General features: G+C 31.5%; 14 protein-coding genes. All 14 read left to right on the top strand.

Translation table 11 applies throughout. From position 1 onward, the window contains the following. Positions 1–82 precede the first annotated feature (82 nt). Positions 83–3,691 (top strand): type IIG restriction enzyme/methyltransferase, encoded by a 3,609-nt coding sequence (locus P3T75_RS09665; protein ID WP_282462594.1) that lies wholly within the window; start codon positions 83–85, stop codon positions 3,689–3,691. A gap of 670 nt (positions 3,692–4,361) precedes the next feature. Next, positions 4,362–5,342, top strand: a complete 981-nt coding sequence (locus tag P3T75_RS09660; protein ID WP_071863529.1) for a hypothetical protein — start codon at positions 4,362–4,364, stop codon at positions 5,340–5,342. 1,075 nt (positions 5,343–6,417) lie between these two features. Continuing rightward, entirely contained in the window at positions 6,418–7,836 is a 1,419-nt protein-coding gene (locus tag P3T75_RS09655) for an RNA-directed DNA polymerase (protein WP_282461446.1), read from the top strand. 29 nt (positions 7,837–7,865) lie between these two features. Then, positions 7,866–8,249, top strand: coding sequence for a hypothetical protein (locus P3T75_RS09650; RefSeq protein ID WP_282461445.1), 384 nt, complete (start codon positions 7,866–7,868; stop codon positions 8,247–8,249). A 284-nt stretch (positions 8,250–8,533) separates the two neighbouring features. Further along, positions 8,534–8,698, top strand: coding sequence for a hypothetical protein (locus tag P3T75_RS09645; protein ID WP_282461444.1), 165 nt, complete (start codon positions 8,534–8,536; stop codon positions 8,696–8,698). Then, positions 8,691–10,529 carry an AAA family ATPase gene (locus tag P3T75_RS09640; RefSeq protein WP_282461443.1) on the top strand — a complete coding sequence of 613 codons (1,839 nt, stop codon included), beginning with the start codon at positions 8,691–8,693 and terminating at the stop codon, positions 10,527–10,529. Before P3T75_RS09645 ends, P3T75_RS09640 begins: the two co-directional genes overlap by 8 nt. Further along, positions 10,526–10,843, top strand: coding sequence for a hypothetical protein (locus tag P3T75_RS09635; protein ID WP_282461442.1), 318 nt, complete (start codon positions 10,526–10,528; stop codon positions 10,841–10,843). Before P3T75_RS09640 ends, P3T75_RS09635 begins: the two co-directional genes overlap by 4 nt. Positions 10,844–11,455: 612 nt before the next feature. Continuing rightward, complete coding sequence (locus tag P3T75_RS09630) at positions 11,456–12,604, top strand: cation:proton antiporter (protein ID WP_282461441.1); 1,149 nt, start codon at positions 11,456–11,458, stop codon at positions 12,602–12,604. Between the two features lie 72 nt (positions 12,605–12,676). Beyond that, positions 12,677–12,994 (top strand): DsrE family protein, encoded by a 318-nt coding sequence (locus tag P3T75_RS09625; RefSeq protein WP_230711501.1) that lies wholly within the window; start codon positions 12,677–12,679, stop codon positions 12,992–12,994. Positions 12,995–13,199: 205 nt separating this feature from the next. Beyond that, complete coding sequence (locus P3T75_RS09620; RefSeq protein ID WP_407649799.1) at positions 13,200–14,231, top strand: SPFH domain-containing protein; 1,032 nt, start codon at positions 13,200–13,202, stop codon at positions 14,229–14,231. Positions 14,232–14,284: 53 nt separating this feature from the next. Then, positions 14,285–14,464, top strand: a complete 180-nt coding sequence (locus tag P3T75_RS09615; RefSeq protein ID WP_206903782.1) for a TA system antitoxin ParD family protein — start codon at positions 14,285–14,287, stop codon at positions 14,462–14,464. 171 nt (positions 14,465–14,635) lie between these two features. Further along, positions 14,636–15,622 carry a LacI family DNA-binding transcriptional regulator gene (locus P3T75_RS09610; RefSeq protein ID WP_230711500.1) on the top strand — a complete coding sequence of 329 codons (987 nt, stop codon included), beginning with the start codon at positions 14,636–14,638 and terminating at the stop codon, positions 15,620–15,622. Positions 15,623–15,805: 183 nt separating this feature from the next. Further along, a complete protein-coding gene (locus P3T75_RS09605; protein WP_282461440.1) occupies positions 15,806–16,546 on the top strand; it encodes a sugar phosphate isomerase/epimerase family protein in 741 nt (246 codons plus the stop codon). After that, on the top strand, positions 16,543–16,788 hold the full coding sequence (locus P3T75_RS09600) for a hypothetical protein (RefSeq protein ID WP_206903785.1): 246 nt from the start codon (positions 16,543–16,545) through the stop codon (positions 16,786–16,788). The genes P3T75_RS09605 and P3T75_RS09600 overlap by 4 nt, the downstream gene beginning before the upstream one ends. Position 16,789: the final 1 nt, after the last annotated feature.

Raw genomic sequence — 16,789 nt, 5'->3', positions numbered from 1 at the left:
GTTAGCTAGTCTACAGCATTGTGATATAATTATCTTGACTATTAACAAATTACGTGAGAATAACGAAATGGAAAGGAAATATATGGCTATAAAAGGGCTCACATTAAAAGAAAGTATGAACAAAAATGTTCAGGCAATTATGCCACAGGAGGATGAAAAAAAAGAGTTTGAGAGCAAACTTATCTCATATATTGAAACACTGGATTCAAAGAAAGATGAATCAGAAGAGCATCAAAAAAATATTATCTCTAGTTTCCTAAAATCAGTCCTGCCTAATAACTTTATTAACACCAGTAATCGCATTGATCTTGCTATATATAATGGACAAGATAGTAATAGTACACTTGGGGTTACTATTGAAACAAAGCGATTGAGTAATCTTAACGAAATGATGACAACTGAAAATCTCAATACTAAAGCTTTTCAAGAGGCTGTTTCATATTATCTTTTTGAGCGTACTATTTCTGAAAACTTGGAGATTAAAAAGTCAATTATTACCAATGGTTTGTCATGGTTTGTTATTGAAGCAAAGGAACTTGAAAAATACTTCTACAATAATAAGAAGCTTTTGAGTTTATATGGAAAATGGCAAAAAAAACAACTGTCTAGCTCGAATACGGATTTTCTCTACACAGAGGTTATTAGACCGGAAATCGATAAAGCGATTGATAAAGGGATCGCTATTGCTCATTTTGATTTAAGAGATGCCTTGGCTTCAACTAAACCAATCACGTTAAAGAAACATAATCTTACACAGCTTTATCGTTTTTTCTCATCAGAGAATCTTTTAAATAAAGAAATTTTTACTGATTCCAATAAATTGAACAAAGCGTTTTATGATGAATTACTTTATATAATGGGGTTAGAAGAGGTAAAAGAAGGTTCATCAAAAGTTATTAAACGATTTAAACCGGAAAAAAGGCAGTATGCTTCTTTGGTGGAATCTACAATCAGTAGATTGGATCAAAATGATGTGCCTGAAGAAGAACAATATGATAATGCGGTTCAATTAGCAGTTGTATGGGTAAATCGAATTTTATTTTTAAAACTTCTGGAGTCTCAACTTGTTGCGTTCAATAATGATGAAAGCTTCAAATTTTTGACCTACGATAAAATTAAGACGTATGGTGATTTGAGTGATTTATTTTTTGGAATATTAGCTAAACGTCATGAACAGCGCAATCCAAGACTAGAAGAAAAGTTTGGATATGTACCATACCTGAACAGTTCCTTATTTGAAGAGAGTGAACTAGAACTTAACCGTGATAAGGGAACTACAATTGATAGCTTACGGGAAGAAGATATAGATATTTATAGTAAAACAGTTTTGAAAGGAGCTGGAGGAAAGCGTAAAACTGGGAAATTAGATTTTCAACAATATCTGTTCGAATTCTTGAATAGCTTTGATTTCTCAACGACGATTACCGGGAAAGTGAACTCAAAAAATGAATTGATAAATGCTTCAGTATTAGGATTAATTTTTGAAAAGATTAATGGATACGCAGATGGTTCATTTTTTACTCCCGGCAAGATCACAATGTATATGTCTAGGAAGGCTATACGAACCGCGGTAGTTGATAAAATCAATGTTGTTCTTGGCTGGAAAGCAAACAATATACAGGATATAAAAAGTTATATAAATGAAATAGAAAATATTGCTGATCGGACAGCAAAACGATTGGAAATATCTAACATCATTGATACGTTAAAAATATGTGATCCAGCAGTAGGTTCTGGTCACTTTCTTGTTTCGGTTCTAAATGAAATTATTGCATTAAAATCGGAATTACGTGTTCTTTTTGATAAGGAGGATCAACCCTTAGAGATTAATGCTTATGTAACCAACGATGAGCTGGTTGTTCAAGATAGCTATGGAGACAATTTTTCTTATCACACCAAAAAAAAGCAGACATTGAAGATACAAAAATCGTTGTTCATTCAAAAGCAATCTATTATCGAAAATTGTTTATTTGGAGTTGACATTAATCCAAACTCTGCCAATATATGTCGTCTACGTCTTTGGATTGAGCTATTGAAAAATTCTTACTATGATGAATCGGGAGAACTTGTGACGCTTCCCAATATTGACATTAATATTAAAGTCGGAGATAGTTTGCTTCATAAATTTGATTTAGACTTTAGTTTTGATATGCGTAAGACTATTTTTAAGGATTATTTACAACTTGTTAAAAGTTACAAAAATACAAATAACAAGCGAACAAAAGCAGAAATGTTTGAAAAAATTAGTAAAATCAAAGCTTCATTTGATGATTCGGCTACAAGTCCTGAGCTTAAAAGACTGAAAAAAATTCAAAATGAATTGAAGTCTGCTCGTGTATTTGATTTGTTTGGGGATGAAAAAGCTGAACAGGAAAGATTTAATGAAGTTAATAAGCAACTCTCATTAGCACAAAAGGATTTTGATAGAGCTATGCAAAATCCAATGTTTGCAAGTGGACTTGAATGGCGGATGGAATTTCCAGAAATTCTAAATGAAGATGGAGAATTTATTGGGTTTGACCTTGTTATTGGTAATCCACCTTATATTTTTGCTCGTAATCACTCATTTAGCGAAGATGTGAAAAATTATTATTCTAGGACATACAGAGTTAGTGAATATCAGGCCAACACGTATACACTCTTTATTGAGTTAGCATATAAATTGATGAGGAAAGGCGGGACGTTTAGTTTTATTATTCCAAATAATTTCTTGACCATTCAAACGAATTCAAAGATTCGCGAGTTCATATCTAAAGAGACTAGTGATGTTGTATTAATTAATTCCTTAGATAAAATCTTTACGGATGCTAATGTTGACAATTGCATTATTTTCTTTAAGAAAAAACAACCCAACTGGATTGAAATGGTAGAGCTTAAGTCTCAAGAGTTTACAACAATTGGAAGAGTTTCTTCAGATTTTTTTGGTGATATTCCAATTTTTAGTATATCAATGGTGAAATATTCAGATGTTATTAGTGCTTATAAAAAAATACAAACTTTTCCAATTTTAAATAGACCAGAAATTGCAAAGGCAACAACTGGTATTAAAGCCTATCAAGAGGGAAAAGGAAAACCAAAGCAATCTGCAGAAGATGTAGAAAACCGCATTTATGATTCGAAGACACAGATTGATGAATCATACGTCAGGTACCTTGAAGGGAAGGATGTCAAACGGTATAATTTGATTTGGAGTAATGAATGGCTAAAATATGGCGACCATCTGGCTGAACCAAGATATTCTGTTAAATTTAATGAACCAAGAATTTTAATACGTGAAATCTTAACTTTAAAAAACTATGCATTTGAAGCCACTTATACAGATGAATACTTTATTAATAACATTAGCTCTTTGGTTGTTACAAATATCCAGACAAATCCTTATTATTTACTTGCTCTAATCAACTCCAAACCTGTATCAATTTGGTATTATATAACTTTTGACAAACTATCAAGGAAAATGTTTCCTAGGCTACAAGTCAAAGAACTTAAACAATTTCCCATACCTGATGCGACAGATGAACAACAAAAAAAATTGGAAATTATTGTGCATCGTCTCATGAAAGAAAGTAAAAAAGAGAAAAGGGATGATTACCTAATTTCCAATCTTAACACTGAGATTGACGAGGTAGTTATGGAACTTTTCAAACTAACAGAAGATGAGAAACAAAGTGTTCGAGAGTTTGAAGTATAGTTTCTTTGGAAATAAAATAGACTTCTTGACCAAATCGTCAAGGAGTCTACTTCTGTAACCCATCAAAATATTAACTTATTTTTCCGCCTCTTTTTTGGCGGGGAACCATCAAATTTTAAATAGAATTAACCCTTCTATAACCCGTAAACCCATATTAAATCAGCGTAAAAACTTCAATTAGATTATATCCTTTATTCCCACTCAATACTTTATGTATTTAATGGTATTGATTTGGCTCGCAAATAATTGACACCATTGCTTTCAAATAATTTGAAAGTCAATAAAATTTTTCATGTTTCAATCTCTTTAGATCATTGCTATTAAAGCATTATGAAGCTGTTTAAAAAACGGTTGGTCTAACCAGGTCTTAAGAAAGCTCGTAAAGCTTCATAGTTTTTTAGTATTAATATTTGCTTTATACCAATAAGACATTTCACATCTAAGTTTGTGAAGCATATTCTTATTGTTGATACCTTTGTTGATCCTATTTTGATTCGTAGCTTTTAGTGACAATTTGTGGTAGTCAATCACCTTGACAGGCACAATGATCACGTTTGTGGCGTATGAATGGACTAATAGATTTCATGATTTGGAATTATTGATATAATAAGGGAAAATTTAACAAAGCAAACGTTTGTTATTGATGATATGTATAGGGGCGTGAAAAGAAGTGTCTAAAAAAGCAAAGAAGAGTAACAATCCTTTCTTCAATCTAGCTTCTGAGCAGTTTGAAGAACTCAATGATGAATTTTACAAGAATTACAACAAAGATTATTATTCAATAAAATTAGATTCTTTACTCAAAATGATTGAGTCCTCGGAATCTTACTGTAAAGGGTCAAATATGAAAGTAGGCATTTTAGAATATGAAAGATCTTTTGAAGAAGAAGAAATTTTAAAATATGCAAAAACAGAACTGGCGGTAACAGTTTTCCATTGTTTGGAATCTTTTTTACGTTTGTACATGGCACATTGCTCTATGAGAGGATGTCCTTGGTTAGATTTAGCGGACATGACCTTAACAAAATATAATAACAACATACAGAAATTGAAAAAGCAAGTCTATAATATTTTTAATTTATCTGACTTTACAGATGATGAAATTATTACTGCTGTATTTTATGGAAGTAAGAGTGTCCCAGCGGAGATTATTGATAAGACAAATTTGACTGAAAAAGAAATAGTAGAGCGTTTTAAAAGGTATATTCAATTTGCGGTAACATATCTGGATAACAGACAGGATTATAACTCTTACAAGCATGGACTACAAATAACACAAAAAGAAAATGGGTTCTCTTATGGTGGTACAAGAGGAACGAATGAAATTTTATCAGTACATGGTGATTCATTAACATATTTACAAGTAAAAAAAGATGACAAAAATAATAAAAGATGGGTTAAAACTACTAAATGGATTGATTACAAACAACAGGCAACACTTATATTCTTTTTTAATCTATTAATTGCTGATGTTATTGATATTTGGTCACCTGATAGGGAAAAGTATCTCAAAACTTTCCCAATTGTTGTAACCATTGAAGAGCTTCTAGAAAATCGTGAAAACTACGTCGGTGGAAAAATAGGCCGAGAAATAGAGGGGTTCCAAGTTACAGAAATGTCAAGGGGACTTCTTTATTATGAAAATGATTAGTTCAGTTAAAGGAATGCTATTCTGTGATACTTAATCTGATCGAAAAGTCATCAATTTCAAAGTTGGCAAATTGTACATGACAAAATCGTTTCAATTCGCATGGTTTTCTCGTTAAATCGATATTATGGATTTAATATTATTTGAAAACAGTTGAAATTTTACAGTGCAAGTTAGGTAATACTCTTTGATATTAATGGCTTTTAAAGCGTATATAAAATCTGAGTAAATGAATCAGGTTTTACAAAAACGGATAAAACATCTTAACTCATATGAAAAGTATAATATACTGGCGAGTATTTTTTGACCATACTTTTGACCTTCTCAATCAAATTTTACTGGGTTGCATTAGATTTTTAAATTCCTCAAGAATCCCGTATTTACACTGTTTTCTGTTTATTAGATATCACTAGAGAGCAATCCAGCTCTCAATAGATATCTTAAAGACATCAAATATCTTTACATCATGGAAGAAAATGACTGATAGTTATTGGTTGTGAAAAGAGTGACGAATTTCAGACTGATATATGTAATTCTGCTTTTGAAAATTTAAATCAATAATCAAGAATAATTATTCAAAACAATATACCAATGCATTCTTTTTGCTCATATTTTTTGACTTCCTAATCAAACTTTTGCTGATCCTAGTTAGGTTTTATAATTCCTAAAAATCTCGTATTTAAGCTGTTTTTTCAATTTGTTAACATGCAAAATTATTTCAAGGTCTTAATACGGAATCAAAGACATAAGTGATATGGAATAAGGAAAGCATTGTTAAAAAAATTTGGCAGATTACATTTTCGGATGTGGTTTGTTTTTTTCTAAATCATATTTTTGGAGCTTATCCTCTTTAATAGGTGGTATTTACGCGAGAGAAACTTACAGAGATATTTCAAACTAAGTAACTTGAGTTTTAGAAGTAAATTTAAAATTCAGGTTCAAAAAATGAAAAAGTAGTACAATGAATTAAGAAAATCTTTATTTTGAAGTAAAGGATTACAAATCTGTACGTTAAAGCTTTTATCAAATTCTAGAAATTTTATTTGATAGGATATATCTTATAGGAGAAATTACAAGTATGAAAAGCCATGATATTAGAAATTTGTATAACACGATTTTTGACGCTTCTTTTTTAGTTAGATATGGATATTATGATGTTAAGATGAAAAAAATTGAATCTGATTATATTCAAGATGATGAAATAGAAGAACATTATGGTATCCCAGAAAATTTTTATTTGAAACTTTTAAGTTTACAAGATTTGTATCAGTTATTAAATGCAGCGGATTTGAGAAGCTATTATGATTTTAAAGAAGTAAAAAAGAATGTAGATACAGAACCAATTTATTTTAATATCCCTAAAAGCAACTATGCTAGAAGAGAGTACAAGATGCCTAATCTTTTTAGCTATTTGCAGCTGTGTTATTTCCTAGAAGACCACAAAGAGGAATTTATTGAGATGTTTGAGAAAAATGTGCAATCTACGTCTAAATATTTCAATGAACTAGACTTTGATTTTAAATTTACTAAGAAGATGGAGCAGAGACTCCTTTTTGGAGGAAGTAATATATTATCGCTAGATTTGTCAAACTTTTATCACACTCTTTATACACATAGTATTCCTTGGGTTATCCATGGAAAACAGAATTCTAAATCTAATAGAAGCGGGGGCTTCTCTAATGATTTAGATAGTATAATTCAAAAATGCCAGTATGGGGAGACTCATGGGATTCCAACAGGTAGCATAACTTCTAGATTAATAGCGGAGCTTTATATGTGCTATGTTGATAAAGAACTAATGGAAAAAGGGCATAAATACACAAGGTATGTGGATGATATAAAGTACTCCTTTTCAACGGATGCAGAAAAAGAGAAATTTCTTATGGATTTTAATTCAATTTGTAGAGAATATAATTTGATTTTAAATGACAAGAAAACAGAGATACATACTTTTCCATTTAAAAATGATAGACAAAAAATGGAGATATTTAATTATTTTGATGATCTTAGTAATAAATCTAAAGTTCTTGTTTGGAAAAATAAAATAAATGACTTCATAGATTTTTGTATCAGCGAAGAAGCGCGTGGTAATAAAGGAGCTATAAAATGTGTATATTCAGTAGTAATGAATAAATTCAAGTATTCAAAGATTTCTTCTGAATTGCTTAATCAAGTTCTTATTACTAGAGAAAATGTGACAAAGTTTAACATATATGAAAAATTCTTAGACACTTCATTGAAAGATTCAAGGTTATCAAATAAATTTATTACATTTACAGAACAACTGATTGAGCTTAGAGTCAACAAAGAGAAACTAAAAAGTATTGTCCGAGCTTATTTCAAAGAAAATAAAGCTCTGTATAGACAAAAATTAAATCATTGTATATCTAATGGTTGGAATCAAGAAGTGTATCAAATACTTCTCTATTCGGTGATATTTGATGAAAAAGAATTGATAGGCAAAACCTCCTTAAAAAAATTCTCCAAAGTAATTTAGATGATTATTCTAAATGCTTAAGTATCATATTGTGGATAAAAAAAGACTATGCTGTAAAAGATTTATTAAATATCTTAGAAAACATGTTAAAAGATGTTCATTCTACTTACGATGCTGATAAAAGTGTAAGAATGCAGGAAAAATATTGGTTGCTGAGGTATTTTGTCTATTATCTTATTGATAAAAGAATAATTGAGGAAGTTGATATACAACAGCATTATAACGGTAATAGAATAGCAAGGGACAAAAATAGTATTATTAAATCTGAACTCAACAAAAACTATGTCTTGCACAAAGATTCAATTAAGAAAGCATATGTAAACAAAATCAATGAATTTTATGAATTACTTTTAAACTGGGGAGTAGCCTTAGTTCAAGTTGGATCAGATGAGAGTTTATTTGAGTATCTTTAATGAGAAGTGTTGTTTTTGTTGATTGATAGAACAATATATATCCGGTTATAAACATAGTAAAATTCGTAGTATTACTAATTTGAGCCTTATGAATAAGAAGGACATGGATATTTTATTATTTGACAATTTATGCTGCTAATTCATTACTCCTTTTTATTTACTTAACCACAATTGTTTTGCTCTTATAAAAATATCATGTTCAAATAAGAGCGTGATATAATTAATACAGTTAATTGGAGGTGGATTTGCTACCTCTAAATGGAAAAGTAAAAGGGGATCACATAATGAGATTTGTTTTATTGAGCAGTAAAGTAACTAATAAGACGTATTTTACTAAGCTGGGTTCCGGCCCAATATTATCGAGTATCAATACACCAGTATGGGTAACTAAAATAGCTGACAAGTTACCAATATTAGTAGAAAAAAATGAGGTTAATAAAAATGCTTAATAACCTTCAATCGTATACTCTTAAGTCATTCTCAGACTATAGTGGACCAGTGGACAAATTTTGTCAAAAAAATATTATTTTTGGATACAATGGATGTGGAAAAAGTTCATTAGCTAAAGGGTTAGTTGAACAGTATGGTCGCTTGGATAATAGCCGACTTTTTAATAGAGAATATGTGAAAAATAATTTATTAATTGAAGACAATGATTCAAAAATTCAAGGTGTAAGGGCAGTTTTTGGTGAGCAGCAGGTTAGTAACGCACAGCAAATTAAAGAAATAAAGGATCAGCTGAAAGACGAAAAAGTGTATCAAACAAATATTGATGCATCGGAAAGTAAGATACGGCTACTAATTGACAGTAAGTACGACCAAAAAAAAGGTTCGTTATCGATAAATAGAAAACAGAGAAATATTGACATTAAGCGAGTTATTGATCTTTATCAAGCTGATATTGCAACAGCAAAAAAAATTCAAGCAGACGAAAATATTTTGATTGAGTATAAAGGCGATAAAAGTTTAGAAAAAGAATTATTAAGTATCGAATCCATAGTAATAGAAAATATAATATTTTCAGACAAAGACAAATTAATAGTTGACGATGCAGCTAGTTTTTTGGCTCAAAAATTTACGGATATACTAATTCCGTCTTCGATTATTGTTAAGTGGTTAAATGATGGTGTAAATATCCACCAGAAAGAAAATCAGTGTCAATTTTGTGGCGGCAGTATTGAACTAGATGAGATAAAGCAAAGAGTAGAGCTATATAACTCTAGTGAAAAGCAGAGAGCAACACTTGCATTTTTAAAAGCAATAGAAACTTTAAATGATTGGATAGAAAAAATTGAAAAGTTCAATAGTAAATTAGTTTTTCTAGATAAAGTTCTCTCGACAGAAAAAATAGAAACTTTAATAACTTCTTTAAATAATATGGTAAATAAAGTAAATCAAGTTATTGAAAAATTTGAACTAAAACTTCAAAACATAGACGATTTAGTTCAAATTAATAAAGAAGAGATCATTCTCATATTTAATAGTGCTGAGCAAAATTATAATGAGGTTATCACTGAAATACGGAATAGAAAACATGAACTTAATACATTGATAAATAAACAAAGTGTTCTTGTCAGAGGTGCAATTGGATTAGCTATTGTGCAGGATAAAGGAATACAAATGATGCTTAAACAACTCGAAGCTGATAAAGATGAATATAATCAGGTAAAAAAAAATAATGAAGCAACAAAGCAGAAAATTATTGATCTGGAAACTAAAAGTTCAAATTTTTCAGACTTTCCAAAATTGGTGAATACTATTCTAGAGAATAACGAAATTAATTTAAGGCTAAATTTATTAACTGATAAAGATAAATCATATTATTGGATTGGTCATTCAGTTACAAATGAGGCTCTTAGTATTGAAGACATAAGTGAAGGCGAAAAAAACTTATTAGCACTGTTGTTTTTCTTTTACGAATTATATGAAGATGAAAAACAAGAAAATCTAAAGCAGAGTATAGAATTGATAGTGTTGGATGATCCAATTTCAAGTTTAGACGATGCAAATCGCTTTTTTGTAATAGAACTCGTCAAACAGTTGTTAAAAGAAAGTGATCCTCAAGTTTTTGTACTAACTCATGTATGGAATGATTTTTGCCAATTGACTTATGGATTACCAAAAAACAATTCTGGAATAAAAGTTGTTGAGTATTACGAAGTATATAAGGACATAGAAGCGAAAAGTAATTTAAGGGTTGTAAATTCAGCAGTTAAACCGTATAAGAAACTATTTAAGGAAGTTTATCAATTATCAAGAAAAATTTTTCTGATGAATTGACAGAATGTGATACTTATCATTCTTCCAATAGTATGCGACGTGTCTTTGAAGAATTTTTACAATTTAAAACAGGAAATAGTATTTTCCCTCAAAAATCACATCAAAAGGAGATTGTCACTTTAATTTGCAATTCTCTTGATGAAGAAAAAATGTCTAATACACAACTTACAAAGTTAGGTAAATTTTTGGAAGTAATAAATGTGCTATCTCACACTGATCAAAGAAGTAATAAGGAAATTATTCAATCTGCACGATTTATGATGACCTTAATCAATAAGATTGATAGAGGACATTATTTGGCTATGATAAACTAAAGATTTGATGGTATTATTACTGTTTTAATTTGAAATTTTTGGTGAGGATGATAATTTGACAACTATCTTTTAGATGAAATGAAAAGAAAAGAATTCACTGATAAGGCATTCAAAGCATCTTGCTATTAATATCCATCTAATTATCCATTAATAGTTTGAATAGTCTGACATACTGGCGAGTATTTTTTGACCATACTTTTGACCTTCTCAATCAAATTTTACTGAGTTACATTAGCTTTTTAATTTCCTCAAGAATTCCTTACCCAAGCTGTTTTATGCCTGTCAGGTACCACCAGAAAGTAATCCAGCTCTCAATACGGTCTCAAAGACGCCAACGCTGCGGAATAATTCTAACTTGGTTAGAACGTTGGCTTGCCAACGATTTAGAGATGTATTCCTTTCTGGGGGACATCTCTTTTTTTGTGTTGGTTCCATTTTTAGTTGCGATATTTTTAATCATAAATTTAATAGTATCAAAAAAGTTAATTCGCAATAATTTGCTGCAAATAAGCACTAATATTTCTCATAATGCTTCTTTTTCGCTAGACTGATAGTGAATCCAATTGACATTTAATAAACCATATTGGATTTGGTAAAGAGAGGGTGGAAACGATGGAATTTATTGGGGTTTTATGTCTAATTTTAGCTAGTACAACAATTGCAAGTCATTTTTCAAGAAGAATAGGTATTCCAGCTGTAATTGGACAACTTCTAGTAGGAATTTTATTAGGCAATGCTGCTTTAAAATGGGTTCATCCAGATATTTTAGTAGAAGACTTTTCAGAAATTGGTGTCATATTGTTAATGTTTTTGGCTGGCATTGAAAGTGACTTATCTTTATTAAAAAAATATTTTAAACCGGGAATGTATGTGGCAATTTTAGGAATTTTATTACCTGTTATTTTAGGAACTGCTGGCGGAACACTTTTTCATATTTCCTTATCACAATCTTTTTTCTTAGGATTAATACTAGCTGCTACTTCTGTCAGCATCTCTGTTGAAGTATTAAAGGAATTAAATGTGATTAATACAAAAGAAGGTTCAACAATTTTGGGGGCTTCGGTAGTTGATGACATCTTAGTTGTACTGATTGTTAGCCTTAGTATGTCATTGGTTGGGACAAGTTCTAGCAGTAATACCTCGTTAGGTCTGATGTTATTAGAACAATTTCTATTTTTTATGGGAGTATTCTTTTTAATTCGTTGGGGTGCACCTTACTTAATGGAACTGAGTAAGAAATTAATGGCCGAGTCATCCATTATTATCGTTTCACTTGTTTTGTGTCTAGGAATGTCTTATTTAGCTGATTTTATTGGATTAAGCTCGGTCATTGGGGCTTTTTTTACGGGAGTAGCGATTGGACAGACAAAAGTTTGGCAAGAAGTTTCTCGTAATATTGAGGCAATTGGCTATGCCGTATTTATTCCAGTCTTTTTTGTTAGTATTGGTTTGGAGATATCTTTTGTTGGAATTGGATCACAGTTGACGTTGATCATAATTTTGACCGCGATTGCAATCTTTTCAAAACTTATTGGGGGCTTTCTTGGAAGCAAACTTGTGGGATTTGATAACAATAGTAGCCTCATGGTTGGCTCTGGCATGGTCTCAAGAGGTGAAATGGCATTGATTATCCTTCAATTAGGATTTCAAGCCAATATGGTAGCGGAAAATTATTATTCTGCCTTTGTCTTAATAATTTTATTAACGACACTTTCTTCGCCATTTTTACTAAAATATTTTACAAAAAAGATTTATGACTAGAAGCTTTTTTACATGAGACAAGAAGATTTAATTAGTCTCACAAATTACATGAATAGCCAAGGAGGAATAAAAATGAAAGTAGTATTTCATGTTGATGAGATAAACAAATGGCAAGAGGCAACAAATAATATTTACAATTTACTAAAGTTGCGCAGTGATGCCAAAATTGTCCTGCTCGTAAATGGAAGTGGCATTCAAAGCTATCAATTAAAACGTGCGCAAACTTTTATTACTGAAAATCCTAATGTATCTTTTCATGCCTGTCAAAATGCTATGAATGCTTTTCATATGCTACAAGATGAATTGCCACTGGGAGTGGAAGTTGTTACTGCTGGTGTTTTAGATTTAATCGAACTTCAAGAGCAGGGCTACGCTTATATAAAACCATAAGAATTTGTAGCTTTTTACCATAAGAATAGAATTTACAAAAAGATCAATTTTTTAAACCACAATTTTTGAAAAAAAGCGCCTTTTTAGGTGCTTTTTTGTTTGATTTTGTAAGCGACGTTACTTTAGTTTGCTAATTTTATCTTGTCATGATATTATTTGCATGAAGATTAAAGTGATATCAAAATGATATCAAAGGAGGAAGCAAATGAATAATGAAAAAGTAGCGTTAAAACAACCGACAGAAGAAAAGATTTTAAAAGCTCATAAGGGTATGCCGGTATTTTTAATGATGTTGTTGGGGATTGTTTTATCAATTGTTGCTTTTATTTGGGGGATTTTTATTTTGAGTGAAGGTAGTCAACCAGTTTTAGGTGGAATTTTACTGGGTTTAGGTATCTTCTATTGGGTATTACCTTTATGGTTACTTATAGCAGGATTAAAAGTTGTTCATCCCAATGAAGCTTTAGTAATGACCCTTTTTGGTAAATATGTGGGAACATTAAAAGGAGCAGGATTCTATTATGTTAATCCTTTTATGACAGCCGCACCCGTTGCTAAAAGTAGTTCACAAGAATTTACTACAGCAGATTCTGAAACTGATCCAGTTACAGGGGCGAAAAAAGCTGCTGGGAATTTACCAAAAAAACGTTTGTCATTAAAGACAATGGCTTTAAGTAACAATAAACAAAAAGTAAATGACAAGTTAGGAAATCCAATTATCATCTCCATCGTCGTTATCTGGCGGGTGCATGATACTGCCAAAGCCATGTTCGATGTGGATAATTTTGTTGATTATTTGTCTATTCAGTCTGATTCTGCTTTACGAAATATTGTGCGCCTATATCCTTATGATGCCACTGACGATGAAGATGCGAATGAAAAAAGTTTGAGAGGTTCAAGCTTAGAAGTTAGTGCTCGTCTGGCTGAAGAAATTCAAAGCAAAGTCAACGTTGCGGGAATAGAAATTTTAGAAGCCAAAATTACGCATTTAGCCTATGCCCCAGAAATTGCAGCCGCAATGTTACAACGTCAACAAGCAGCAGCGATTGTCGATGCGCGTCAGTTGATTGTTGAAGGAGCGGTTGGTATGGTAGAAATGGCAATAGAAAAATTAAATGAAAAAGACGTTGTTGACTTGGATGAAGAGCGAAAAGCAGCAATGGTAAGTAATTTAATGGTGGTCCTTTGCGGCAATCGTGATGCCCAGCCGATTGTAAATAGTGGTTCCTTATATTAGCAAGGTTCGCTATAATACTACTGGATAATAAAAATGAAAAAGGAGCGGTACTTGTGGATAATAAAAAAACAAAGGCAAAAAAACAAGTGCCGCTGCGCCTTTCAGCAGATTTGTACGATGAATTAGCGAGTTGGGCAGAAGATGAATTTAGAAGTGTAAATGGGCAAATTGAGTATCTTTTAACAGCAGCAGTAAAAAAGCGCAAAAAAGGAAATAAGCAAGCAGAAAAATAATTTATATCGTAATCAAAGTAAGAGAGCAAAAGCGTTGGTTTACACCAGTGCTTTTTTGTTTAGACATTCATATGCAATGAAGCATAGCACAAGTGGAATTTAAATGAGTCTTTCTTTTCTTTATAAAAAAAGTTCGCTACAATAAGAAAAAAGACAGTTGGAGAAAGAAAAATGAAAAAAATTACCATTAATGATGTTGCCCAAGAAGCAGGGGTCTCAAAGACAACCATCTCACGTTTTTTAAATCATAATTATGGCAATATGTCCAAAGAAACAAAAGCCAGGATTAAAGAAGTCATTGAGCGCCTAGATTACAGGCCAAGTAAACAAGCACAAGCATTAAAATCAAAACACAGTTATTTGATAGGTGTCGTCGTTGCTGATATTTCCAATATGTATTCTTCGTTATTACTGAAAGGAATTGGCGAAATACTTGAAAAAAATAGCTATCAAATGATTATTATGGATGCAGGTAACTCGATTACCAGAGAAAAAGAGCTGCTACAACGGCTACTTGATCAGAGTGTTGAAGGCATTATTTTGCAGCCATCTTCACGGCAGTCAAAACAATATGAATTTATCAAGAAATCAAATATACCACTACTATTAGTAGATCGCCAAACAGAACCAGAAGAATGGTCTTCTGTGTTAACCAATAATGTTGACGCCACAAAAGAAGTAGTAAAAAAGGCTTTACAAAAAGGATATGAAGATTTTTTTGTCCTAAGTGAACCAATTACCAATGTTAGTACCCGCGAATTGCGTTCGCAAACGGTTATTCAAAGTGTTTTAAAAGCTCGTAAACAAGGGCAAGTAATTGAAGTAAATAGTAAAGAAGAGTTGGAAAATGCGATTGCAACAATTCTTTTGAAACCACAAAAAAAATTACTATTTGCTTCAAATGGTCGTGTCTTAATGGATAGTTTGGCTATTTTAATTAATCAAAAAATTAATATGCCTGATACAATAGGAATTACAGGTTTTGATGATTGGAGTTTAACAGAACTTGTAGGACCTGGGATTACAAGCATTGAACAACCTTCGCAAAAAATTGGCGCAATTGCAGCAGAAAAATTGTTAAACGTATTACGCAATAAAAGTGACGATGTGGCAGAAATTATCGTGCCTTCGACAATTCGTTGGCGGAAATCTGTCTAGTTTAAGTTTTTTTTTAAAAAAATATATTCGTGAAAGCAGCCTTTGGAAATCGGTTTCTAAAGGCTGCTTTCATTTTTTTGATTGAAAGGGCTGTTCTTTTAAAATGTAACCGTTGACATTTTTTAGAAACCGGTTTACTATACGTGTATAGAAACCGGTTAACTAATTGAGAGGATGGGCTTTATGAAGAACAATCAAATCGTACTTAATTTTTTAGTTTTTGCAGAAAAAATTGAAAAAGGTATCCAACAAAATGAATTATTATCCCATATCGCTGCTTTAGGTTTTCAAGCTGTGGAAATCCGGCGCGAGTATTTTAAAGATGTAGCAAAAGAAATGCCGCTTATCAAAAAAGAGGCGGAACGTTTGCATCTTGATTTATTTTACAGTGTTCCAGATGAAGTCTATGTTAACGGTGAAGTTAATCCTAAATTAACAGAATATATTTCCGAAGCAAATCAAATGGGTGTGAAACAAATTAAATGGAATATTGGAGATTTTAAAGGAGAGCTTCATGTAGAAAAAATGAAAGCGCTTATTGAAGAAGGCGTAGTGATTACAATCGAAAATGATCAAACACAAACTTCTGGAACAATTGCAGCAATTAAAAAATATATGACGGCTGTTAAGACTGCTGACTTAGCTATTGGCTATGTTTATGATTTAGGAAATTGGCGTTTTGTAGGAGCAGACGAACTAGAAGCTGCAAAAGAATTAGCAGAATATGTTCATTATATTCATGTTAAAGATGTCCTTTACAAAGAGGATAAACCACAAGCTACAGGCTTAGATCATGGTGTTATCAATTGGCGTAAAGTTTTATCTATTTTGCCAGATGATTGCCCCATCGCAATTGAATACCCAACAACAACCGATGAAGAAATTTTGGAAGCAAAAGCACTTTTAGAGGGGGAAGTAAAATGAGTGACCAACAAACAAAAATAGATGCCGAAAAATTTGCTTATCATTTCATGGATACGATTAATCGACCTGAAATTGATACAGAAAATATGCAAGATGCAGCAAAGGAAGCATTAGCTGCTTACTTAACAGCTTATTATTTAATTCAAAAATTTAATCATTTAGAAAATGACTTTTTCGTAGAAGATCATAAGAAACCTGTTTCCAATTATCAACGTATTTTGAGTGAGTTAAACAAATATTAGG

The organism is Enterococcus montenegrensis (genome assembly GCF_029983095.1).
In the GTDB taxonomy this organism is placed as follows: domain Bacteria; phylum Bacillota; class Bacilli; order Lactobacillales; family Enterococcaceae; genus Enterococcus_C; species Enterococcus_C montenegrensis.
Note: the sequence above shows the minus strand (reverse complement) of the source record. Positions and strands in the feature narration are given on the sequence as shown.